This is a genomic window from Cupriavidus sp. SZY C1, assembly GCF_032190535.1.
Classification (GTDB): domain Bacteria; phylum Pseudomonadota; class Gammaproteobacteria; order Burkholderiales; family Burkholderiaceae; genus Cupriavidus; species Cupriavidus pauculus_C.
Map to the genome: position 1 here is coordinate 1 of NZ_JAUANU010000027.1, position 23,475 is coordinate 23,475.

The window sequence follows — 23,475 nt, forward strand, 5'->3', positions numbered from 1 at the left end:
GCGGCGGTCACGGTGCCGAAGACGTTGAGGTCGTGGGCTGACGTCTCCACGAACCCGCCATCGCCATGCCGTGCACCCGCATCGACCCGCGCGTTGACGCCCACCTGCGTAAAGTTGGCAAAGCCCGCACCGTCCTGCAGCAGCTTGCGAGCTTCCGTACCTTCGAGCTTGCCGAGCGAGTCACCACCAAGGATGACCTTGCCGCCAGCCGAGTCGCCCGAGGCATCGATCGAAGCGCTGTCGAACAGGCCGACGCGGTCGCCGGCCAGCACCACCGTGCCGCCCTGGCCGCCATTGCGGTTGGAGGCGTCGATGCTGCCGGTCATGACCACGTCGCCGGTCTTGCCGGCGTCGGCCACGACCGTGCCGGCGCGGACCACGCCGGACAGGTTCACCACCGTATTGAGCAGCGTGTCCTTGCCGCGCGCGGTAATCAGCACCGTGCCGTCCTGGGCATGGATGTTGCCGCTGTTTTCCGCCAGCGCGTTGGCGGTGGCGTCGTTCAGGACCAGCGAGATGCCCTGGCCGTTGTGCAGCGCGACCGTGGCGCTATCGCCGGCGGCCAGCAGGACTTGGCCGCCCGGGCCGGTCTTGATGTCGCCCGCGTTGCGGACCTGGTCGCCCATGAAGGTCACATAGCCTTGGGCGTTGATCGAACCTTCGTTGATGATGCCGGCTTGTGTGCCGGTGGCGCTCAGTGCCAGCGGGCTGCCGGCCATGAAGGCGTTGGAGTCGATGGACTTGGTGGTGGCCAGCAGCGAGCCGACGTTGACCACTGCACCGCGTCCGAACAGCACGCCGTTGGCGTTCTGGATCAGCACCTGCCCGTTGGCGAGCAGCGAGCCGTGGATATTGGAGGGGAGGCCACCCGTGACGCGGTTCAGCGCCTGGGCCTGTGCGTCGGGCTGGTTGAACTGGACCGTGTTGCCCTGGCCAATGCTGAAGCTGTTCCAGTCGATGACAGCGCGCTGGCTGCCCTGATTGATGGTCATCGTCGAGCCATTCGGCTGCGAGATGGTGGCCTGGCCGGCCACGACGTTGCCCTGGGTCGGCAGTCCTTGGGCACGGACTTCGTCCATGTCCCAGGCAAACAGGGCGAGAGCGATGGCCGTCATCGCCGATACCACGCCCAGTTGGGGCGATGCTTCCGCAGCGGCGCCTTCACCAGGCGCCTTGCCGCGGCTCTTCACATTCTCCGCTACGGCCACAAGCATGCCGAGATGCTTGCTGAATACGCGGCGATACCGATTCTTGTTCATGGTTGAAACCCAACAGAAGTTGCGACGTGACGCGGCTCGGCTCTGCCTTCAGGAAGGCGGCCGATGCAGGCGTCGTGCGTCAATTCATGGAACGCGAGTTGACCCGCTCTAGCTCGGGATCGGGGGGCGCGCTTGCTGAACATGCCGCGCGGGTTGTGGACGTACCCGGTCCCCGCGATTTCCTTGATGGCAATGCTAGGAATCTGGGTAGGGGCGGGGAATCGTAGAAATACGAAAGGTGCCTCCAAGTTGCGAGAAAAGACCTCGCCGTAGTCAACGGACAAGCTTCCGAACGACTCTCAGACGTACGAACTCGTAGAACTACGATGGAAACGGGAGGGGGAGGCGAAGAAGGGCGACGCCGACCGTCTCAGGAAACGGCCGACGCGCGTGCGCAAGGCGGGGAATGCAGAGCGCCCGGCAGAACCGGGCGCGAAACCGGACCGACGGGCGATCCGGTAATCAGACGATCAAGCGATCAGACGATCAAGCGATAAACCGATCAGTAGGCGATCTTGGCGCTCAGGCTGATGGCGCGCGGATCGGCCGGCTGGATGTAGTTCTCGTACTGGAAGCCCCAGTAGCGCTTGTTGGTCAGGTTGGTCAGCGCGGCGCGCAGTGTCAGGTCCTTGCCGGCCACGCGCGTGTTGTACGTGGCGCCGAGGTTGAACACCGTGTACCCGCCCAGCGTGGCCGTGTTGGAGGCGTTGAGCTTGGTCGGGCCGGTGTACTTGCCATCCACGCCTACCTTCAGGCCCGGCACGAACGGTACGCGGTATGCCACGCGGCCGGTCAGCAGGAAGTTGGGCGCGCCCGCCACGCGGTTGCCGATGTTGGTGTCGCCCTCGGTGTACTCGCTATGCAGCAGCATCGTACTTCCGCCAATTTCCCACTGCGATCCGATGCGCGACGACGCGGCCAGTTCCAGGCCCTGGTAGACCGACTGGCCGTCCTGCACGAACGACGGCAGCACGCCGGCGCCGTTGTCGCGCGTGAATTCGCTGCGGCGCTCGATGCGGAACAGCGCAGCCGTGGCGTTCCACTTGCCCTGGTCGGTCTTCACGCCCACTTCGTACTGGCGGCTCTTGGCCGGGGTCAGGCCCTGGCCGGCGTTGAGGTAGGTGCTGCCCACCACGCCGCCGCCGTCGAACGATTCCACGTAGCTGCCGTAGAACGTGGTGGACGCCCACGGCTTGTACATCAGCGCGGCCGTCGGCGAGACCAGGCCGTTCTTGGTGTAGCTGGTGTTGCCCACGCCGTTGGCGTTGTAGCTGTTCTGCTCGAAGTTGGTGACGCGCAGGCCGGCCAGCACCGACCACTGGTCGTTCAGGTGCATGGTGTCGCTGACGAACGCGGCCTTCTGCGTGGTATCGCCGGCGCGGTACTTCTGGAATGCGGTCTGGCTCCAGTAGACGCCCGTGTAAGGGCCGTAGATGTTGCCGTCGGCCAGCGAGAAGTTGTTGTACGCGTTGCTGCTGAAGCGGTCGATCTGCTTCTGCCAGCTCAGGCCGGCCACCAGTTCGTGGCGGAAGATGCCGGTGCGGAACTTGCCCTCGACCATCGTCGTCCAGTTGCTGAACTGCTGGCTTTCGGCGCCGTCGTAGCGCGAGCTGGTGTAGTCGCCCGATGCATCGGTCAGGAACAGCGTGGTCTCGTTGCGGCTGCGGGACTGCTTGCTGAAGCTGTAGCTGGTGCTGACCGTCCAGTCCGGGTTCAGGTTGTAGCGCAGGCCGGTCTGGTAGAACTGCAGGTTCGAGTAGAAGTGCGTGTCCGGGCCGCCCAGCAGGCCGCCGCGGCCGCTGATGACGCCGGGAAGCTGGCCGTTGGTGATGCCGCCGGTATAGAACGACGGCGTGGCGCCCCACGTGTTGCGGTCCTGGTAGATGCCGTCGAACGTCCAGGTCAGGTCGCGCGTGATGCGGGCGTCCAGGCCCAGCGACACCGAGTTGCGGTTCAGCCCGACGGCGTTGGACGGCTTGCCTTCCTCGTGCGTCAGGTTCAGGCGGTAGCCGAACATGTTGTCGGGGCCGGTGCGGCCGCCCACGTCCACGTGCTCGCTCCAGACGTGCGACGAACGGTAGCCCACTTCCACGCTGGCCGTGAACTGGTCGGTCGGACGCTTGGTGACGTAGTTAATGGTGCCGCCGGGGTTGCCAAAGCCGTACATGAAGCCGTTCGGGCCCTTCAGCAGCTCCACCTGCTCAAGCTGCTCGTAGGGCAGGGTCAGGCCATAGCTGATGAACGGCATGCCGTTGATCTTGTACGCGTTGCGCCAGTCCAGTTGCAGGCCGCGCACGGTGGTGTAGGCCGCCCAGGCGTTGTTGCCGTTGCTGTTGTCCGAGACCGAGGCGTCGTTGAAGAACACGTCGCCGATCTTGGCCACCTGGCGGTCGGCCATGTCCTCGCTGCCCACCACGGTCGTCGAGAACGGCGTGTCGAGCTGCGTGCGGCTGCCCAGCGCGCCGCCCGACGCCTTCTTCTGCAGTTGCGGGCCGACGTCGACATCCTGCCGCGCGCTCACGGTCACCGACGGCAGCGCCTGGTCGGCCGGCGCCGTCTGGGCCAGCACGGTGCCGCACAGCGGAAAACCGGCCAGCACGGCGGCACGGGCAAAAGCGGCGATGGGACGGACGCGCGAAGGCGCGGAAGGCCGGCGGCGGGCCGGCGACGGGCAGGACGTCATGACAGGAATGGCTCTTATTGGAAATGTAGACACAAATGCGAACGATTCGCATTTGTGTGGCAGGGCGGAATAATGCGGCCCCGGCCATTGAGGCGTCAAGCGCCACGCGGGTCGGGCGCCGTTTCCAGGCCGTTTCGGTGTGTTATTTCCAACAGATGGCCGTGTTGATACGATTTGGACACATTGTTGCGGCGGCGATCAACAATGCGTGAATGCGTCGATATGGCGCTAAAGCCACATCCACGCACAGATGCAAAGCCAGCCGCCGACTACCGCGTCGGCGTCAGCGCCACCTCGATGGCATCCATCAGCTCTTGCAGCCGCAGCGGCTTGCCGCAGACCGCATCAAAGCCCGATTCCATGGCGGCGCGGCGGTCCTGCTGCCGCGTGAAGGCGGTCAGCGCCACGGCCGGCACGCGCGGCAGCACCTCCACGGCCTCGCGCACGCGGATCTCGCGGATCAGGTCGTTGCCGTCCCGGCCGGGCAGGCCGATGTCGCTGATGACGAGGTCGGGCACCGCCTGCTGCACGGCGTCCAGCGCCTCGTCGCAGTCGCGCGCCGTGCGCACGCGGGCGCCGTAGTCGACCAGGATGGCCGACAGCGCGGCGGCTGCGTCGGCGTCGTCTTCCACGATCAGCACGTCCAGCGCCGTCAGCGGCACCGACTGCTTGAGCGCCGGCTTTTCCTGTGCCGGCAGCATTTCGGCCGGCGCGGTCGGCATCAGCGGGATCACCACCTCGAAGGTGGCGCCCAGGCCCACGCCGGCGCTGGACGCCTGCACGATGCCGCCATGCATCTCGGCCAGGTGCTTGACGATGGCCAGCCCCAGGCCCAGCCCGCCGTGCTTGCGGCGGTTGGCGTCCTCGCTCTGGGTAAAGCGGTCGAACAGCAGCGGCAGGAATTCCTGCGGAATGCCCCGGCCGTTGTCGATCACGCGCAGATGCAGGTTGTCGGCGTCCGACGACAGCTCGATCTGCACCGTGCCGTCCTCGGGCGAGAACTTGATTGCGTTGGACACCAGGTTCCACAGGATCTGCTGAAAGCGCGCGGCGTCCAGCCAGGCGGACATCGCCACGGTCGGCGCCAGCCGCAGGTCCAGCGTCACGTGGCGCTCGGCGGCCTGGGTCTGCATCGTGTCCACGGCGCTGCGCACCAGCTCGGGCAGGTTCACGCGCTCGCGTTCCAGCTTCATCTTGCCGACGTTCAGCATCGACACGTCGACCAGGTCGGCCACCAGCCGCCGCTGGATGGCGATGTTGCGCTCCACGGCGGCCAGCCCGCGGCGGCCTTCCTCGGAGTCGATATGGCGCGCCAGCACGTGGGTCCAGACGGAAATCACGTTGAGCGGGTTGCGCAGTTCGTGCGACAGGATGGCGATGAAGTCGTCCTTCATCCGGTTCAGCCGCTCCACGGCGGCCCGCGCGGCCTGTTCGCGCTCGATCAACTGCTCGCGCTGGCGTTCCAGGTTGACGTGGTCGGTGATGTTCGACACCACGGCCACCTTCACGCCGGTTTCCAGCACGGCGGAGATGCTCCATTCCAGGTGCATGGTCTCGCCGCGCGCGTCGCACAGCGGGAACGTGCCCTGCCAGCCGGTCTGGCCCGTGTGGCCGGTGGCCTCGGCCACCTTCTCGCGGAACTCGGGCGGGGCGAACGCAGCCACGGGCTGGCCCACCAGCTCGGCCTCGGGCCGCCCCAGCATGGTCAGCATGGCCGGGTTGACGTCGACGAACCGCCCGGCCAGGTCCAGCGTGCAGATGCCGCCGATGGCCTGGTGGTAGATCGCGCGGAAGCGGGCCTCGCTCTCGCGCATGGACCGCTCGGCCGCGCTGGCGCGCAGCAGCGACGCGATGGTGGCCACCAGCACGCCCGGCTCGGCCGGATGGATCAGGTAGGCGCTGGCGCCGGCGTCCAGCCCGCGCACCTTGTCGTAGTCGGCCACGTAGGTGGCGGACAGGTGCACCACGGGCACGGTGGCCGTCTCGGGCCGGCTGCGCAGCGAGCGGCAGACCTGGAAGCCGTCGATGTCGGGCAGGTTCACGTCCAGCACCACGGCCGACACGCTCAGGTCGGCCCGCTGCAGCGCCTCCTGGCCGCTCTCGGCCTCGATGGTGCGATAGCCGGCCGCCGTCAGCACGCGCACCGTGGCGTAGCGCGTGACCGGGTTGTCGTCCACCACCAGCACCAGCGGGCTGGCCTGCGGGGCGGGGCGGGTGTCGCGATGGTCATCCGGCATGGTGGTCTCCGGCGGCTGCCGCCGGCCGCGCCGGCAGTTCCAGGTCGGCGGCCGGGAACGTGGTGGGCAGCGTCACGAAGAAGCGCGATCCCACGCCCACCTGGCTCTCGAAGCCCACGTGGCCGCCCAGCAGTTCGGCCAGCCGCTTGGACAGCGCCAGGCCCAGGCCCGAACCCCGGTAGCGCCGCTGCAGCGGCGAATCGATCTGCACGAAGTCCTGGAACACCTCGCAGTGAGATTCTGGCGGGATGCCGATGCCGGTATCGCGCACCGAGAACGTGATCGTGCCCGGCGCCTCGCAGGTGGCCGCGATGCGCACCTCGCCGCTGGGCGTGAACTTCAGCGCGTTGGAGATGTAGTTGCGCAGGATCTGCGACACCTTGCGGTCGTCGCTGAACAGCTTCGGCACGCCGTGCGGCTCCTCGAAGATCAGCGACACGTCGGGGTTGGTCAGCACGGGCTTGAACATGCCGCGCAGCGCGTCGAACAGCGCGACCATGTCGAACCAGGCGGGCGACACGTCCACGCGGCCCGCTTCCAGCCGGGCCAGGTCCAGCAGGTCGTTAACCATCTCGGCAAACTCGGCCGCCGTGTCGCGCACGAACTTGACCTGTTTTTCCTGCTCGGCCGTGAGCGGGCCGTCCACGCGGTCCATCAGCAGCCGCGTGATGCTCTGGATGGACACGATCGGGGTGCGGAACTCGTGGCTCATGTAGGCCAGGAAGCGGCTCTTCAGCTCGGTGGCCTGGCGTAGCTGCTCGGCCTGCATGTCGAGTTCGGAATAGAGCGCCACCACGCCCCGGTTGGTTTCCTCGATCTCGGCGCGCAGCGCCAGCACTTCCTGGTCGCGCGCGTCCAGCGCGGCGCGCAGCGCGGCGATGTCGTCCGGGGTGGCGCGCTGGGCGGGGTCGGAGGCGGGCATGTCTGGCATGGCGGGGAGGTTGTCTGGCAGCGTATCTGAAACGGTCATGGTCAGCGCTCCGCCCGGCGCACCACCACCACGGTGGCGTCGTCGCGGCCGCGGCTGAACTTCCACAGGACGAAGGCGGCCACGATGGCCGGGTCGCGCTGCAGCAGGGTAGGGTCGTCGAACTGCCAGCGCGACTGGATGCCGTCGGAGTGCAGCACCACCAGCGCGTGCTGCGGCCATTCCATTTCCTGCTCCTGCACGGCGCGCACGTGCAGGCCGGCCGTGCCGTTCTGGCTGATCAGCGTGCGGTCGCCGATGCCGGAGATCACGCGGCCGAGGATGTTGCCCGCGCCGGCAAAGCGCACGCGGTGGCTGTTGCGGTCGAGCCGGTAGGCGCCCACGGCGGCCCCGCGCGTGCCGCGCAGCGCGGCGTGGGCGCGTTCCACGTAGGCGCCCGGCGCGGCGCCGTGCCGGACGTCGAACAGGGTCAGCGCGGCCATGGCGGCGTCTGCGGCGTCGGGGCCGTGGCCCAGCCCGTCCACGACCACCACGTCGGCGCGGTCATCCTGCACGGCCACGCTCCAGCCGTCGCCGCTGACGCGCTCGCCCGGCGCGGCCAGGCAGACCGCGCCCACGGCAAAGCCGCCGTTGGGACGGCGCGGGCGGTCGCCGGGCTCGCGGTCGCGGTAGAAGCGGGCCAGGATCAGGCTGCCGTCGCCGGCGCGCGTATGGACGTCGAAGTCGTCGGCCATGCGGCGCACCGCGCCCAGGCCCTGGCCGGCGCTGCCAGCCGTGGAAAACCCGTCGCGCATGCACGCCTGCAGGTCGGCCATGCCGGGGCCGTCGTCGATCGACAGCAGTTCGATGGCCAGCGTGCCGGCCAGCTCGCGCGCGGCCAGCAGCAGGCGCCCGCCCGTGGCGTGGCGCAGCAGGTTGTTGCCCAACTCGTTGACGGCCAGCGCCAGCTTGCCGGCCTGCGTGGCGTCGAAACCCAGGCGCGTGGCCATCTCGGCGGCATGCCGCCGGGCCTCGCCCACGCGGCTGGGGTCGCCCATCGGCACGGCCAGGTGCGGCCCGTGGTTCCTACTTCCACCGAGTGATGCTGACACAGGTTCCCTCGCCAACTTGAGTCCGGATCTGGAAGTCGTTGACCAGCCGGCGCGCGCCGGACAGGCCCATGCCCAGCCCGCCGCCCGACGTCCACCCGTCGACGAGCGCCTGCTCGACGTCGGGAATGCCCGGGCCCCGGTCCTCGAAATGCAGGCGCAGCCCGCGCCGCATGCCCTCGGTCAGCAGCTCCCAGCGCATTTCGCCGCCGCCGCCGTACACCATCGTGTTGCGGGCCAGCTCGCTGGCCGCCGTAATCATCTTAGTCTGCTCCACCAGCGAGAACTTCAGCTGCGACGTCAGGGTGCGCACCACGGCGCGGGCCTGGACGATGTCGCGTTCGTCGCGGATGGGGGCGCTACCGGTCTGGGCAAGGTCGGTCGTCACGTCAGGCCACCTGCGCGGCGGCATCCAGCATCGCCATCCCGCGCTCCACGTTGAGCGCGGTCTTCACGCCGCCGAGCGACAGGCCCAGCTCTACCAGCGTGATGGCCACGGCGGGGCGGATGCCGACCACGACCGTGGTGGCGCCGAGAATACGGCTGATGTCCGAGATGCTCACCAGCATGCGGCCGATGAACGAGTCGACCATTTCCAGCGCCGAGACGTCGATCAGCACGCCGTGCGCGCCGGATTTCTCGACCATCGTCGCCAGGTCTTCCTGGAGCTGCAGGGCCGTCTGGTCCTGCATGTCGATCTGGATGGTCACGAGCAGGTTCTTGCCCATCCGCAAGATTGGAATGCGTTCCATGGCAGGGGTGGCGGCGATCAGTTGGCGTTGCGGGACACGATGTGACCGGACATGCGCATGGCGGTGCCCAGCGCGTCGGCCAGCGTCGATTTGGTGATGATGCCCTGCAGGTCGATGCCCAGGTGCACGATGGTCTGCGCAATCTGCGGCCGGATGCCGCTGATGATGCTCTCCGCGCCCATCAGGCGGATGGCCGTGACGGTCTTCATCAGGTGCTGGGCCACCAGCGTGTCCACGGTGGGCACGCCGGTGATGTCGATGATGGCCAGCGCCGAGCCGGTTTCCACCAGCCGTTCGAGCAGCGTTTCCATCACGATCTGGGCGCGGCTGCTGTCCAGCGTGCCGATCACGGGCACCGCCAGCACGCCGTCCCAGAGCTTGATCACGGGCGTGGACAGCTCCATCAGCTCGTGCTGCTGGCGCACGATGATGTCCTCGCGCGTCTTCTGGTAGGTGGAAACGGTCCACTGCGCCATGCGGTCGGCCAGCGACGACATCAGCCAGATCACGTCGATCTGGCCTTCCACGCCGCTCGACTGGCGCTGCAGCGCGTCGAAGATGGGCCGCTTGAGCGCCAGCACGAAGCCGCTGGTCACGTCGGCCGTCTCGCCCTGTGCCGCGCGGTTGCGCGACAGCGCGGCCAGCGCCTCGCGCAGTTCGGTCCAGGCGCCGGCGCTGAAGTTGCCCGGTTCGCCGTTCGCCCGCAGCCCGGCGTCCAGGGCGCGGAGGATGCCCTGCTGTTCGATCGCCACGTTCTGCGTCAGGCCGCGGCCTTCGGCATAGATGTGGTACTCCTCGGTCCAGCCACGCATGATGTTGTCTTGTTCCTGACGCAGGAGGTCGGCAAGACGCTGGTTTTCGGTGCGCATGGGCAGTTGCTCAGATGGGTTGGCTCGGATGGATGGAATATGGCCGACGCAAGGACCGCGCCGGCCGGAGATGAATCTCCCCATTCTAGGAGAGATTGATAGCTCACACTATCGGCGGGCGGCTGATTGACGGCGGATCAAAATTAAGCATATTGCGATGTCGATAGTAACCGGCGCCGGCCCGGCTGTGAGAAACCGCCGACACCGGAACGGGATTGGCCCGGCTGCCGCGCCCGGCCGGCGCGCCCTAGGCTGGGAGCATCGGGCAGGACACGGTGTTCGGGGGAGGGGCGAGCTTGGACTGGTTGGACGTACTGCAATGGCCGGCGATGGCCATCACGGTGCTGGCGACATGGCTGGTCGGCAGCGAGTCGGCGGGCCGCCGCAAGGCCGGGTTCTGGTGCTTCCTGGTCAGCAACGCGATGTGGGTGGGCTGGGGCTGGCACACCGGCGCCTGGGCGCTGGTGGTGCTGCAGTTTGCGCTGGCGGTGCTGAACATCCGCGGCCAGGCCAAGGCGGACAAGGCCGAGCGCGCCCGGCAGGGCGGCAAGGCGGACCGGGAGGGCGCGCCGGGCTAGCCGGCTGGCCGGAAACATGGCGGAGATGGCTTCAGACCTGATCGTGGCAAGGCCGGAGGGGCTGTACTGCCCGCCCGGCGACTTCTATATCGATCCCTGGCGGCCCGTGGCGCGCGCCGTCATCACCCACGCCCATTCGGACCACGCCCGGTTTGGCCACGGCAGCTACCTGTGCGCCGCGCCCGGCCGGGGCGTGCTGCTGGCCCGGCTGCCCGGCATCACGCTGGACACGCTGCCGTACGGCCAGCGCATCACCCACCACGGCGTCACGCTGAGCCTGCATCCGGCCGGCCATGTGCTGGGATCGGCGCAGGTGCGGCTCGAACACGGCGGGCAGGTCTGGGTGGCGTCCGGCGACTACAAGGTCGAGTTCGACGGCACCTGCGACGCGTTCGAGCCCGTGCGCTGCGACACCTTCATCACGGAAAGCACGTTCGGCCTGCCGATCTACCGCTGGCAGCGCCAGGCCACGCTGATGGCCGAGGTCTTCGACTGGTGGCAGGCCAACGCGGCAGCCGGGCGCGCCAGCGTGCTCTATTGCTATGCGTTCGGCAAGGCGCAGCGGCTGCTGCACGGGCTGCTGCGCCACGCCGGGGCGGACCTGGCCATGCCGGGCCCCATCGTGCTGCACGGGGCGATGACCAGCCTGACACGCGCCTACGCCGATGCCGGCGTGGCGTTGCCGCCCACCATGACCACGGCCGATCTGCCCGCGCGCAGCCCGGCCCTGCGGCGCGCGCTGGTCGTGGCGCCGCCGTCGGCCCAGCGCTCCACCTGGCTGCGCCGCTTTGGCGATGCATCCGACGCCTTTGCCAGCGGCTGGATGCAGTTGCGCGGCACCCGGCGCCGCCGGGGCGTGGATCGCGGCTTCGCGCTGTCCGACCATGCCGACTGGCCCGGCCTGCTGTCGGCCATCGGCGCCACGGGCGCCCAGCGCGTGATCGTGACGCACGGCAACGTGCCCGTGATGGTCCGCTACCTGTGCGAGCAGGGGCTGGACGCCCAGGGCTTTCGCACCGAATTCGGCGATGACGACGACGCCACCGGCGCCGCCGCCGAGCCGATGGAGCAGCGCGAGCCGAGCCAGTCGAGCCAGCCGGAGGCCGGGGAGGGCGCGGCATGAAGGCGTTTGCCGACCTGTACAGCGAACTGGACGGCACCACGTCCAGCAAGGCCAAGCTGGCCGCGCTGGCCGCCTATTTCCACCGGGCGCCGCCAGCCGATGCCGCCTGGGCCGTCTACTTCCTGGCCGGTGGCAAGCCGCGCCAGATCGTGCCCGTGGCCGCGCTGCGCGAACTGGCCCAGCGCGCCGCGGCGCTGCCCGAATGGCTGTTCGAGGAAAGCTACCAGGCCGTGGGCGACCTGGCCGAGACCATCGCGCTGCTGCTGCCCGAGGCCGAGCATGTCGATACGGCCGGGCTGGCCGAATGGGTCGAGCAGCGCCTGCTGCCGCTGCGCGGCCAGCCGCCCGACGTGCAGGCGGCGGCGCTGGACGCGCTGTGGCGCCCGCTGGACGCGCGCGGCCGGCTGGTGCTGTTCAAGCTGATCACGGGCAGCTTCCGCGTGGGGGTGTCGAAGCTGCTGGTCACGCGCGCGCTGGGCGAGGTGGCCGGCATCGATCCCAAGCGCGTGGCCGAGCGGCTGGTCGGCTACCCCGACATTGCCCTGCGGCCCACGCCAGAGCGGTTCCAGGCGCTGGTGGCGCCGGACACCGGCGAGGGCGCCACGCTGCCGCGCGGCGGCCAGCCGTACCCGTTCTTCCTGGCCCATCCGCTGCAGGCGCCGGTCGATGAATTCGACACGCTGCTGGGCGCGCCGGGCCGCTGGCTGGTGGAGTGGAAGTGGGACGGCATCCGCGCGCAGATGGTGCGGCGCCAGGGCCAGTCGTGGCTCTGGTCGCGCGGCGAGGAACTGATTACCGACCGCTTTCCGGAACTGGCCGAAGCCGCCGGCACGCTGCCCGACGGCACCGTGATCGACGGCGAGATCATCGTCTGGATCGACGGCCGCGTGCAGCCGTTTGGCCTGCTGCAGCAACGGATTGGCCGCAAGACCGTGGGCGCCCGGCTGCTGCGTGACGCGCCGGCCATCCTGATGGCCTACGACCTGCTGGAATGGCAGGGCGAGGACTGGCGCGCCCGCCCGCAGGCCGAGCGCCGCGCGCAACTGGAGCGCGTGGTGGCCGCGCACATCCACCCCGCGCTGGAACTGAGCCCGCTGGTGGAGGCCGACGACTGGCCGCACTTCGCCCGGCTGCGCGAGACCTCGCGCGAGCTGGGCGTGGAAGGCTTCATGCTCAAGGCCGCCGACGCCACCTACGGGGCCGGCCGCACGCGCGACGTCGGCATCTGGTGGAAGTGGAAGATCGACCCCTATACCGTCGATGCCGTGCTGATCTACGCCCAGCGCGGCCACGGCCGGCGCGCCAGCCTGTACACCGATTTCACGTTCGCGGTCTGGAACGCGCCGCCCGGCACGCCGGACCGCGCGCTGGTGCCGTTCGCCAAGGCGTACTCGGGGCTGACCGACGCCGAGATGCGCGAGGTGGACGCCATCGTGCGGCGCACCACAGTGGAATCGTTCGGCCCGGTGCGCAGCGTCACGCCGACGCAGGTCTTCGAACTGGGTTTTGAAGGCATCGGGCGCAGCGGCCGGCACAAGAGCGGCATCGCGGTGCGCTTTCCGCGGATGCTGCGCTGGCGCACCGACAAGCCCGTGGAAGAGGCCGACACGCTGGCCACGCTGGAAGCGATGCTGCCGCCAGCCCCAGCCAAGGACGCCGCATGACCCCCCGCAAGCCTGCCCGCCCGGCGGCGGACCCGTCTTTCACGCCGGCGCCGCCCGTCGCGGAATCGCTGCCGGCGCTGTTCGCCGCCCGCAACTGGGAGCCGTTCGCGTTCCAGCGCGAAGTCTGGGACGCCATCGTCCGTGGCCAGAGCGGCCTGCTGCACGCCACCACCGGCACCGGCAAGACCTACGCCGCCTGGCTGGGCGCCTTGCTGGCCTTTGCCGAGCCGCCGGCCCGCGCCGGCGCCACGCCGCCCGGGCTGACCGTGCTGTGGCTGACGCCGATGCGTGCGCTGGCCGCCGATACCACGCGCGCGCTGCAGGCGCCGCTGGCCGAACTGGGACTCGACTGGACCGTGCAGCTTCGCACCGGCGACACGGGCAGCAGCGAGCGCGCCGCGCAGGCGCGCCGGCTGCCGACCGCGCTGGTCACCACGCCCGAGAGCCTGTCGCTGCTGCTGACCCGCGCCGATGCCCGCGAGACGCTGGGCCGCGTGCGGCTGGTGGTCGTCGACGAATGGCACGAACTGATCGGCAGCAAGCGCGGCGTGCAGGTGCAGCTGGCGCTGGCGCGGCTGCACCGCTGGCAGCCTGACCTGCGCGTCTGGGGGCTGTCGGCCACGCTTGGCAACCTGGACCATGCGCGCGACGTGCTGCTGGCCGGCGTGCCCGAGGCCAGGCGGACGCTGGTGCACGGCCACACGCCCAAGACGCTGATCGTCGATACGCTGCTGCCGGACCGCGCCGGGCGCTTTCCGTGGGCCGGGCATCTTGGCCTGTCGATGCTGCCGCACGTGGTGCGCGAGCTGGACGAGAGCAGCACCACGCTGGTATTCCTGAACACGCGCTCGCAGGCCGAGCTCTGGTACCAGGCGCTGCTGGACGCGCGGCCAGAATGGGCCGGCCAGATCGCGCTGCACCATGGCTCGCTGGACCGCGCCGTGCGCGAGTGGGTCGAAGTCAATCTCAAGAACGGCGCGCTGCGGGCCGTGGTCTGCACGTCCAGCCTGGACCTGGGCGTCGACTTCCTGCCGGTGGAGCGCGTGCTGCAGATCGGCTCGCCCAAGGGCGTGGCGCGGCTGCTGCAGCGGGCCGGGCGGTCGGGCCACGCGCCGGGCCGGGCGTCGCGCGTGACCGTGGTGCCGACCCACAGCCTGGAACTGGTCGAGGCGGTGGCGGCCCGCCGCGCCATCGAGGCCGGGCGGATCGAGGCGCGCGAATCGCCCGACAAGCCGCTCGACGTGCTGGTGCAGCACCTGGTGACCGTGGCGCTGGGCGGCGGCTTTGCGGCCGACGCGCTGCTGGACGAGGTGCGCCAGACCTGGGCCTACCGCGCGCTGACCGACGACGAATGGCGCTGGTGCCTGGATTTCGTGCGGCAGGGCGGGCCGACGCTGTCGGCCTATCCCGACTACCGCCGCGCCATGCCCGACGACGACGGCATCTGGCGCGTGCCCGACGCGCGGCTGGCGCGGCGCCATCGCATGAGCGTGGGGACCATCGTCAGCGATGCGTCGATGCAGGTGCGGTTCTGGACGCGGGCGGGCAGCGGCGGGGCGTCGCTGGGCACGGTGGAGGAGGGCTTCATCGCGCGGCTGGCCCCGGGCGACTGCTTCCTGTTCGGCGGCCGGCTGCTGGAACTGGTGCGCGTGCAGGAGATGACGGCGTTCGTGCGCCGCGCCACGGGCAAGCGGGCGTCGGTGCCGCGCTGGAACGGCGGCAAGATGCCGCTGTCGACCGAGCTGGCCGAGGCCGTCGTCGCCACGCTCGACGACGTGCAGGCGGGCCGGCTGGACCCGGCGAGCACGCCGGAGCTGCCGCTGATCGCGCCCATCGTCGAGCTGCAGGGGCGCTGGTCGGCGCTGCCATCGCCCCGCACGCTGCTGGCCGAGACGCTGCATTCGCGGGAGGGATGGCACCTGTTCCTGTACCCGTTCGCGGGGCGGTCGGTCCACCTGGGGCTGGGCAGCCTGCTGGCGTGGCGGCTGGGGCAGAAGGTGCCGGCCACGTTCTCGGTGGCGGTCAACGACTATGGGCTGGAACTGCTGGCATCGGCGCCGCTGGACTGGGGCCGCTGGCTGCCCGAGGTGCTGGCCGAGGAACAGCAGCGCGACCTGGCGGCCGACGTGCTGGGCAGCCTCAACGCGGGCGAGCTGTCGCTGCGGCGTTTCCGCGAAATCGCGCGCGTGGCGGGGCTGATCTTCCAGGGCTATCCGGGCGCGCACCACAGCGCGCGGCAGTTGCAGGCATCGTCGAGCCTGTTCTACGAGGTGTTCCGCAAGCACGATCCGGACAACCTGCTGCTGGGCCAGGCCGAGCGCGAGGTGCTGATGCAGGAACTGGACGCCCACCGGCTGGCCGATACGCTGGCGCGGCTGGCGGCGCTGGAACTGGACCTGCGCCCGCTGCGGCGGCCGTCGCCGCTGTCGTTCCCGCTGATCGTCGAGTTCCTGCGCGAGAAACTGAGCACCGAGAAGCTGGCTGACCGTATCGCCCGGATGCTGGCCGAACTGGAGCAGGCCGCCGCCGAGCCCGAGGCGGGCAAGTATCGCGGCCCGATGCACGACGTGGACGCCGCAACCGTGGCCGACACCGCGAAATTCGGCATGGCCGACCACGCCGGCCCGGCCGGGCCGCGCCGGCCGCGTCGCCCGCGCAAGCCGTCGAAACCGCTGCCGCTGCTATGACCCCGGAAGACGCAGGCGCCCAGGCCGTGCGGCTGGCCGGCGAGACGCTGTGGCTGCTGCCCGAGCACGCGGTCTGGTGGCCGGACGCCGCGATGCTGATGCTGGCCGACGTCCACATCGGCAAGGCCGCCGCATTCCGCGCGCTCGGCCAGCCCGTGCCGCACGGCACCACGGCCGACAACCTGCGCCGGCTGCTGGACCTGACGCGCCAGTACCCGGTCCGCGACCTGGTCTTCCTGGGCGATTTCCTGCACGCCCGCGCCGCCCGCACGGCCGCCGTGGTGCTGGCCCTGCACGACTGGCGCCGCGCGCTGCCGACGCGGGTCCGCTGCACGCTGGTGCGCGGCAACCACGACACCCATGCTGGCGATCCGCCCGAAGGACTCGGCTTCGAAGTGGTCAGCGAACCGCTGATGGCCCCGCCGTTCGCGCTGTGCCACGAACCGGACGCCCGGGCCGACGGGTACGTGCTGGCCGGCCACTTGCACCCGGCGTGCGTACTGCGCGGCCGCGGCAGCGACGTGCTGCGGCTGCCATGCTTCGTGGTCGGCGCTACGCGGATGATCCTGCCAGCGTTTGGCGCGTTCACCGGCCACGCCACCGTGCGCGCGGGGCAGGGGGAACGGATCTACGTAGTGGGCGATGGCCGGGTGTGGGGGTTGCCGGGGGGGTGATGGTGGGGCGGTGGCTGGATTTGCTGCTGTCTTGCTGCCCTCTCCCGCGTTGCGGGAGAGGGGTCGGGGGAGAGGGTCGGGCGGTTCAAACTGCGACTTGTCGGCAAGCAGAGCCTCGATGCCCTCTCCCCCAGCCCCTCTCCCGCGGGCGGGAGAGGGGAGACAACCGTCGCGGGAATTTGGCTTAACGCTCGATACTTCGCTGTCTTTCTCCCCTCTCCCGCGTTGCGGGAGAGGGGTCGGGGGAGAGGGCCGGGCGGTTCAAATTGCGACTTGTCGGCAAGCAGAGCCTCGATGCCCTCTCCCCCAGCCCCTCTCCCGCAGGCGGGAGAGGGGAGACCACCGTCGCTGGAATTCAGCTTAACGCTCGATATCCCGCTGTCTTGCTCCCCTCTCCCGCGTTGCGGGAGAGGGGTCGGGGGAGAGGGCCGGGTGGTGCAAATTGCCCAGCCCGCCATCCGCCCCCATCTCAATCCCCCATCATCACCTTCAGCAGCAAGTCCAGCTCCACCGGTTTCACCAGGTGCACGTCGAAGCCGGCGGCCTTGGTTTGTTCGCGGTCGGAGGCCTGGCCGAAGCCGGTCAGGGCGACGTAGCGGGTGTTGGCCAAGGCGGGCATGCCGCGCAGCGCGTGGATGACCGCGAAGCCGTCCATGCCGGGCATGGCCAGGTCGATCAGTGCCACGTCGGGGCGGACGCGGGCGGCGGCGTGGATGGCTTCCATGCCGTCGTAGGCGATGGTCACTTCGTGGCCGGACATTTCCAGCAGGATCGACATGCTGTCGGCGGCGTCGCGGTTGTCGTCCACCAGCAGCACGCGGCGCTTGCGGCCGGCGTGGACGCCGTCGCCGTCGCCCGTGGCCGGTGTTTCCGACGTGGCCGCCAGCGGCAGCCGCACCGTGAACGCGGCGCCCAGGCCGGGGCCCTCGCTGGTGGCGGCGATGGAGCCGCCGTGCATTTCCACGAGCGACCGGCACAGCGACAGCCCGATGCCCAGCCCGCCCTGCGCGGTGCTGCCGGGGCGGTCTTCCTGCACGAACAGGTTGAAGATCGATTCCAGCGCCGTGGGCGAGATGCCGCGGCCGCGGTCGATCACCTGGATCACCAGCGTGCGCATCCGGATCGACGCCGACACGGCGATCTGCGAGCCCGGCTGCGAGAACTTCGACGCATTGAGCAGCAGGTTCTGCATCACCTGGCTCAGCCGCGTGCGGTCGGCGTAGAGCGGCATGGGCGAAGCGTCGGTGGTCACGCTGACGGTCTGGGCCTTGGTGGCCAGCGCCGGCTCGGACGCCTCGATGCCCAGCGCGATGATCTCGCGCGCGTCCACCGACTCCAGCCGCAGGTCGATCTTGCCGGCGGCGATGCGGCCCACGTCCAGCAGGTCGTCGACGAGCCGGGTCAGGTGCGACATCTGCCGCTCCACCAGCCCCACGCTTTTCTGCATGGCCTCGGGGTCGTCGGCGCGCATCTGCATCACGGTCAGCGCGTTGCGGATCGGCGCCAGCGGATTGCGCAGTTCGTGCGAAAGCGTTGCCAGGAATTCGTTCATGCGCCGTTCCGATTGTTCCAGTTCCTCCAGCCGCTTGCGTTCGCTCATGTCGCGCGTGACCTTGGCGTAGCCGCGGAGCTGCCGGGATTCGTCATAGACGGCCGTGATCGTCACGTTGGCCCAGTACAGCGAGCCGTCCTTGCGCACGCGCCAGCCTTCGTCCTCGATGCGGCCCCGCTCGCGGGCGATGACCAGCTCGCGCCCGGGCCTGTCGGCGGCCACGTCGTCGGGCGGGTAGAACACCGAGAAATGCTGCCCGACGATCTCGTCGCGCCGGTAGCCGTTGATGTAGGACGCGCCCGCGTTCCAGCTCATGATGTGGCCGGCGGGGTCGAGCATGAAGATGGCGTAGTCCTTGACGCTGTCCACCAGCAGGCGCAGGGTTTCCTCGCTCTGGCGCAGCGCCTCGGCCGCGCGGCGCCGCTCGGTCATGTCGCGCGTGACCTTGCCGAAGCCGATCAGGTTGCCGTGCTCGTCGCGCAGCGCGGTGATGATGACGTTGGCCCAGAACTGGGTGCCGTCCTTGCGCACGCGCCAGCCTTCGTCCTCGAAGCGGCCCAGCCGCGCGGCGGCTTCGAGCTCCACGGCCGGCCAGTTGCGGGCGTTGGCCTCGTCGGTATAGAAACGCGAGAAATGCTGGCCGATGATCTCGTCGCGCTGGTAGCCCTTGATGCGGGCGGCACCGGCGTTCCAGCTTGCCACGTGGCCGGTGGCGTCGAGCGAGAAGATGGCGTAGTCGCTGATCGATTCGACCAGCGTGCGGTAGGAGGCGGCATCGTCGCCAATGCCGCGCTGCGGCATGGGAGAGCGGGCAGAGCGGGACATGATCGGGTGTGCTGGCATGTCTCTGTGTGAGTTGCCGCAAGGATAACCCGATTGGCGTCGTACAAACGCTGCGGATGACAAATGTGTGGCGAATCGGCGGTCCGGCCAGGGGGGCGGGCGACAACTGGGCGGCGCGGGCCGCCAGTCGGATAAAAGCTGACAGACCGGTGGCGGCCGTTGGGTTAGACTCCCACGATTCACTTCCCGGCAGCCGCGGTTCGCCCGTCCGGCGACGAGCGGCCGGGAGCCGCGCCCCCAGGAGACGCCCTGCATGTATGCCGAGTCCGCGCTTGACCGCCATCCGATCGACGTCTCCGGCGAGGCCGCCCCGGCTGGCGCCATTCCCGCGCCCCCGGCGGCCGCCGCGCCGGCCCCGCGCGACCTGCGCCGCGTGCCCATCCATCCCGATCACTGGTACCCGCTGGCCTGGTCCCGCGAACTGAAGGCCGGCCGCGCGCTGGGCGTGCGGTTTGCCGGCGACCCGATCGTGCTGGTACGCACCGCCACGGGCAAGGTGTTCGCGCTGGAAGACCGCTGCGCGCACCGCCAGGTGCCGCTGCATGCGGGCGTGGTGGATGGCGAATCGATCCGATGCTGCTACCACGGCTGGACGTACGACTGCTCGGGCCGCTGCATCGACGTGCCGTACCTGGGCAAGGAACGCCTGCCCAACGGCGTGCGCGCCTATCCGTGCGAGGAACGCGCCGGCCTGATCTTCGTGTTCCCCGGCAACCCGGCGCTGGCCGATCCCCAGGCGCTGCCCGCGTTCGCATCGGTCGCGGACAAGCAGTACAAGACCCGCCGCCTGGGCCGCGAGGTCAAGTGTCACTATTCATTCATGCACGAGAACCTGATGGACATGAACCATCAGTTTCTGCATCGCAAGCAGATGGGGATGATGCGCGCGCGGTCGCTGGGCCGGCGGCGCGGCGAGGATTTCGTCGAGGTCGACTACGTGTTCGAGCGCGAGCGCGGCAAGCAGCCGGTGGGCGAGGCGCTGGTGTTCGGCAAGGACGGCGGCCAGAACAACAAGGACGTGATGACCGTGCGCACGGGCTACCCGTACCAGACGCTGCAGATCCGCTCGGGGTCGGGCACGCTGGTGATGGACCTGTGGATCACCTACGTGCCGCTGGACGCGGCGCAGCGCACCAACCGCACGTTTGGCCTGCTGTCGATCCGCCGCCCCGGCGTGCCGTTCGCGCTGGACCTGGCCTGGCCGCTGCTGGTCTGGTTCACCGAGCGGATCTTCAAGGAAGACCGCGAGATCGTGGAAATGGAGCAGGCCGCCCACGACAGCCAGGGCGAGGACCGCAACCACGAGGTCTTCCCGGTCATCAAGGACCTGCGCGACCTGCTGCGCGAGCGGGGCGCCCGCACCGTGATCCCGATCCAGCCGGTGGCGGCCGGGCAGCCCTGACTCCCCGGGGCGCCCGCGCCGCCGTGGGCGTCAGGCTTCGGCCGTCTGGGCCAGCGTGGGGTAGTCGGTGTAGCCCTGGGCGCTGCCGCCGTACATCGTGGCCGGATTGACGTCGTTCAGCGCCGCGCCCTGGCGCAGCCGCTCCACGAGGTCAGGATTGGCGATGTAGGCACGGCCAAAGGCCACCGCATCGGCATCGCCCGAGGCCAGCACGGCCTGCGCGGCGTCCTGGTCGAACCCGTCGTTGGCGATGATCGCCCCGCCAAACGCGCGCTTGAGCTGCGGCAGCAGCGCGCCGTCTCCCCGCGTCTCCCGCACGAACAGGAACCCCAGCCCGCGCTGGCCCAGCGCCCGGGCCACGTAGCCGAAGGTCTCGGCCGGCTGGCTGTCGCCCATCGAATGGCTCGGCGAGCGCGGCGCCAGATGCACGCCCACGCGGTTCGGGCTCCACACGGCCGTGACCGCATCGGCCACTTCCAGCAGAATCCGGGCGCGGTTCTCGGTCGAGCCGCCATAGGCGTCGGTGCGGACGTTGCTGCCGTCCTGCAGGAACTGGTCGAGCAGGTAGCCGTTGGCCGCGTGGATCGTCACGCCATCAAAGCCGGCCGCCTTGGCATTAGCCGCCGCCCGGCCAAAATCGGCCACCACCTGGGCGATTTCTTCCACGGTCAGCGCGCGCGGCACCACGAACGGCCGCTGCGGGCGCAGCAGGCTGACGTTGCCGCCGGCCGCGATGGGGCTGGGCGCCACCGGCGTCCGGCCATCGAGCAGGCTCGGGTCGGAAATGCGGCCCACGTGCCACAACTGGGCCACGATCCGGCCGCCCGCGCGATGCACGGCGTCGGTGACGACCTTCCAGCCGGCCACCTGTTCGTCGGTCCACAGACCCGGCACGTTCTCGTAGCCCACGCCGTCGGGCGACACCGGCACCCCTTCGGAAATCAGCAGCCCGGCGCTGGCGCGCTGGGCGTAGTACTCGGCCATCAGCGCGTTGGGCACGTGCACGGGCGCGGCGGCGCGCAGGCGCGTCAGCGGCGCCATCACGATACGGTTGGGCAGATGCAGGTCGCCAATCTGGAGCGGATCGAAGAGGGTGGTCATAAGCTTATTCGGTTGGGCTATAAAGCTATCAAAATGCAAGTATCGAAAGCATAGCAGCGGGCGCTACTATGGCAATGGCGGTTTTGGTACAAGTCAGTTGTTGGCACTGGAACAATCACGGGAGAGCGCATGACGCATGTCACGCAGGCGGCGCCCGGCTGGCTAGGCCGGCCGCTGGCGATGTTGTTTGCGATGCTGATGGCCGCGTGCACGGGGCTGCCGCAGCGGCCCACGCTGGCACCGGAGACGGCGTTGCAGGACACCGGCGACACGGTGCTGGCACGCGGGCTGGCCCCGACGCTGGCCGAGCATCCGGGCCAGTCAGTGTTCTACCCGCTGCTGGCCGGCACCGACGCGCTGGCCATGCGCATCGCGCTGGCGCGCACGGCCCAGCGCCGCCTGGACATCCAGTACTACATCTTCGACGCCGACAACACGGGCCTCACGCTGCTGGCCGAGATCATGGCCGCGGCAGACCGGGGCGTGCGCGTGCGGGTGCTGCTCGACGACATCCACACCGGCGGGCAGGACAAGGCGCTGTCGGCCGTGGACGCCCATCCGAACGTCGAGGTGCGGCTGTTCAACCCGTTCGCCAGCCGGGGGCTGCGGCTGTTCGAGTACGTGACCGATTTCCGGCGCATCGACCGGCGCATGCACAACAAGTCGATGACGGCCGACAACCAGCTCACCATCGTCGGCGGACGCAATATCGGCGACCAGTACTACGGCGCGGCCGATACCGATTTCACCGACCTGGACCTGCTGGCGGGCGGGCCGGTGGTGCCGCAGGTGTCGGGCGTGTTCGACGATTTCTGGAACAGCGAGGCCGTGTACCCGCTGTCGGCCCTGGCCACGCCGCTGTCCGGCGCCGAGGCGGCCACGCAGCAGCAGAAACTGCGCACCTACCTGGACGAGCACGCCGTGGCGATGCGCGCCACGCCCTACGGCAAGTCGGTGCTGGAAACCGGCATCGTCCAGTTGATCCGCGAGAACCGCCTGACCGCATACCGCGGCCAGGCCACGGTAATCGCCGACCGCGCGGCCAAGGTGCTGCACCCGCCCGAGGACGACTCGACCCACGCGATTCCCCAGCTGGTCAGGTTCCTGGAGGGCGCCCAGCACGACCTGACGCTGATTTCGCCGTACTTCGTGCCGCCCAAGTCGGCCATGACGTGGCTGATCGGCATGCAGCAGCGCGGCGTGCAGGTGCGGATCCTGACCAATTCCTACGGCGCCACCGACGTCACCGCGGTCCATGCCGGCTACGCGCCCAAGCGCCGCGCGCTGCTCAAGGCGGGCGTCATCCTCTATGAGCTGAAGCCAACCGCCTACGCGGAACTGGCCAAGGAAAAGAAGCGCCACGGCCCCGGCGGCAGCAGCCGCGCCAGCCTGCACGCCAAGACCTATATGGTCGACCGGCACCAGTTGTTCATCGGCTCCCTGAACCTGGACCCGCGCTCCGCCCGGCTCAACACCGAGATGGGCATCGTCGTGGACAGCCGGGAACTGTGCGACATGCTGGGGCAGGGCGTGGACGACGCGCTGCTCGACGCGGCCTACCAGGTGGTGCTGGCCGACGACGGCGAGTCACTGCAATGGGTGACACGCGAAGGCGGGGTGCTGCGCACCTACGACCGCGAACCCGACATGAACGCCTGGGACAAGCTCAAGCAGGGCGTGCTAAGGATATTGCCGGTGGAGGAGGAGCTTTGACGGGGCGCTGATCTTGACTTCCGTTTCCCGCGAGCGGAAGACAACAGGCGCAAGATTCAGGCTCGATACCGCGCTGGTTTGCTCCCCTCTCCCGCATGCGGGAGAGGGGTTGGGGGAGAGGGCAGGCGGTTCAAATTGCGACCTGTCGGCAAGCAGCACCTCAACACCCTCACCCCCGGCCCCTCTCCCACGTTGTGGGAGAGGGGAGAAAACCAGTGGCATGACATTCGCCGGCGGCGTTTTTTTGTAGTGGTCCAATTTCCTCAGACAGGTCGATAGGTGGAAAATCACGATCGACGAGGAAAGGACGACATGACAAAGC

At 69.5% G+C, this 23,475-nt stretch carries 17 protein-coding genes; 7 read left to right on the forward strand and 10 right to left on the reverse strand.

The window, feature by feature from the left end; translation table 11 throughout:
• From QTN24_RS24675 to QTN24_RS24710, 8 genes are all read right to left on the reverse strand, one after another.
• Positions 1 to 1,259: filamentous hemagglutinin N-terminal domain-containing protein (locus tag QTN24_RS24675; protein ID WP_313840207.1), on the reverse strand; the 1,259-nt coding region annotated here is incomplete at its 3' end.
• Positions 1,260 to 1,761: 502 nt separating this feature from the next.
• On the reverse strand, positions 1,762 to 3,942 hold the full coding sequence (locus QTN24_RS24680; RefSeq protein WP_313840208.1) for a TonB-dependent receptor: 2,181 nt from the start codon (positions 3,940 to 3,942) through the stop codon (positions 1,762 to 1,764).
• Positions 3,943 to 4,211: 269 nt separating this feature from the next.
• A complete protein-coding gene (locus QTN24_RS24685; protein ID WP_313840209.1) occupies positions 4,212 to 6,179 on the reverse strand; it encodes a response regulator in 1,968 nt (655 codons plus the stop codon).
• Positions 6,169 to 7,101, reverse strand: coding sequence for a sensor histidine kinase (locus QTN24_RS24690; protein ID WP_216643983.1), 933 nt, complete (start codon positions 7,099 to 7,101; stop codon positions 6,169 to 6,171). Before QTN24_RS24690 ends, QTN24_RS24685 begins: the two co-directional genes overlap by 11 nt.
• 50 nt (positions 7,102 to 7,151) lie before the next feature.
• A complete protein-coding gene (locus QTN24_RS24695) occupies positions 7,152 to 8,144 on the reverse strand; it encodes an ATP-binding SpoIIE family protein phosphatase (protein WP_124685109.1) in 993 nt (330 codons plus the stop codon).
• 28 nt (positions 8,145 to 8,172) lie between these two features.
• A complete protein-coding gene (locus tag QTN24_RS24700; protein ID WP_253699850.1) occupies positions 8,173 to 8,583 on the reverse strand; it encodes an anti-sigma regulatory factor in 411 nt (136 codons plus the stop codon).
• Between the two features lies 1 nt (position 8,584).
• Positions 8,585 to 8,947 carry an STAS domain-containing protein gene (locus tag QTN24_RS24705; RefSeq protein WP_124684310.1) on the reverse strand — a complete coding sequence of 121 codons (363 nt, stop codon included), beginning with the start codon at positions 8,945 to 8,947 and terminating at the stop codon, positions 8,585 to 8,587.
• A 17-nt stretch (positions 8,948 to 8,964) separates the two neighbouring features.
• Positions 8,965 to 9,816: an STAS domain-containing protein gene (locus QTN24_RS24710; RefSeq protein WP_313840210.1), complete on the reverse strand. Its 852-nt coding sequence runs from the start codon at positions 9,814 to 9,816 to the stop codon at positions 8,965 to 8,967.
• Positions 9,817 to 10,112: 296 nt separating this feature from the next.
• On the opposite strand from QTN24_RS24710, the gene QTN24_RS24715 reads away from it, so the two are divergent.
• The 5 genes from QTN24_RS24715 to pdeM are packed head-to-tail and all read left to right on the forward strand — an operon-like array spanning position 10,113 to position 16,542.
• Complete coding sequence (locus tag QTN24_RS24715) at positions 10,113 to 10,394, forward strand: hypothetical protein (protein ID WP_124684308.1); 282 nt, start codon at positions 10,113 to 10,115, stop codon at positions 10,392 to 10,394.
• Positions 10,395 to 10,419: 25 nt separating this feature from the next.
• The gene (locus QTN24_RS24720; protein ID WP_313840211.1) at positions 10,420 to 11,517 is read left to right on the forward strand and encodes a ligase-associated DNA damage response exonuclease; all 1,098 of its coding nucleotides are present in this window, start codon (positions 10,420 to 10,422) and stop codon (positions 11,515 to 11,517) included.
• Entirely contained in the window at positions 11,514 to 13,181 is a 1,668-nt protein-coding gene (locus tag QTN24_RS24725; RefSeq protein ID WP_313840212.1) for an ATP-dependent DNA ligase, read from the forward strand. Before QTN24_RS24720 ends, QTN24_RS24725 begins: the two co-directional genes overlap by 4 nt.
• A complete protein-coding gene (locus QTN24_RS24730; RefSeq protein WP_313840213.1) occupies positions 13,178 to 15,868 on the forward strand; it encodes a ligase-associated DNA damage response DEXH box helicase in 2,691 nt (896 codons plus the stop codon). The genes QTN24_RS24725 and QTN24_RS24730 overlap by 4 nt, the downstream gene beginning before the upstream one ends.
• The gene (gene pdeM, locus QTN24_RS24735; RefSeq protein ID WP_313840214.1) at positions 15,865 to 16,542 is read left to right on the forward strand and encodes a ligase-associated DNA damage response endonuclease PdeM; all 678 of its coding nucleotides are present in this window, start codon (positions 15,865 to 15,867) and stop codon (positions 16,540 to 16,542) included. Before QTN24_RS24730 ends, pdeM begins: the two co-directional genes overlap by 4 nt.
• A 469-nt stretch (positions 16,543 to 17,011) precedes the next feature.
• Here the strand turns inward: pdeM and QTN24_RS24740 are convergent, their stop codons facing one another.
• A complete protein-coding gene (locus QTN24_RS24740; protein WP_313840215.1) occupies positions 17,012 to 18,919 on the reverse strand; it encodes a PAS domain S-box protein in 1,908 nt (635 codons plus the stop codon).
• 271 nt (positions 18,920 to 19,190) lie between these two features.
• Between QTN24_RS24740 and QTN24_RS24745 the strand changes: the two genes are divergently transcribed.
• Positions 19,191 to 20,339, forward strand: a complete 1,149-nt coding sequence (locus tag QTN24_RS24745; RefSeq protein WP_313840216.1) for an aromatic ring-hydroxylating dioxygenase subunit alpha — start codon at positions 19,191 to 19,193, stop codon at positions 20,337 to 20,339.
• Positions 20,340 to 20,369: 30 nt separating this feature from the next.
• Here the strand turns inward: QTN24_RS24745 and QTN24_RS24750 are convergent, their stop codons facing one another.
• A complete protein-coding gene (locus QTN24_RS24750; RefSeq protein ID WP_313840217.1) occupies positions 20,370 to 21,440 on the reverse strand; it encodes an alkene reductase in 1,071 nt (356 codons plus the stop codon).
• 129 nt (positions 21,441 to 21,569) lie between these two features.
• On the opposite strand from QTN24_RS24750, the gene QTN24_RS24755 reads away from it, so the two are divergent.
• Complete coding sequence (locus QTN24_RS24755) at positions 21,570 to 23,153, forward strand: phospholipase D family protein (RefSeq protein ID WP_313840218.1); 1,584 nt, start codon at positions 21,570 to 21,572, stop codon at positions 23,151 to 23,153.
• Positions 23,154 to 23,475 lie beyond the last annotated feature (322 nt).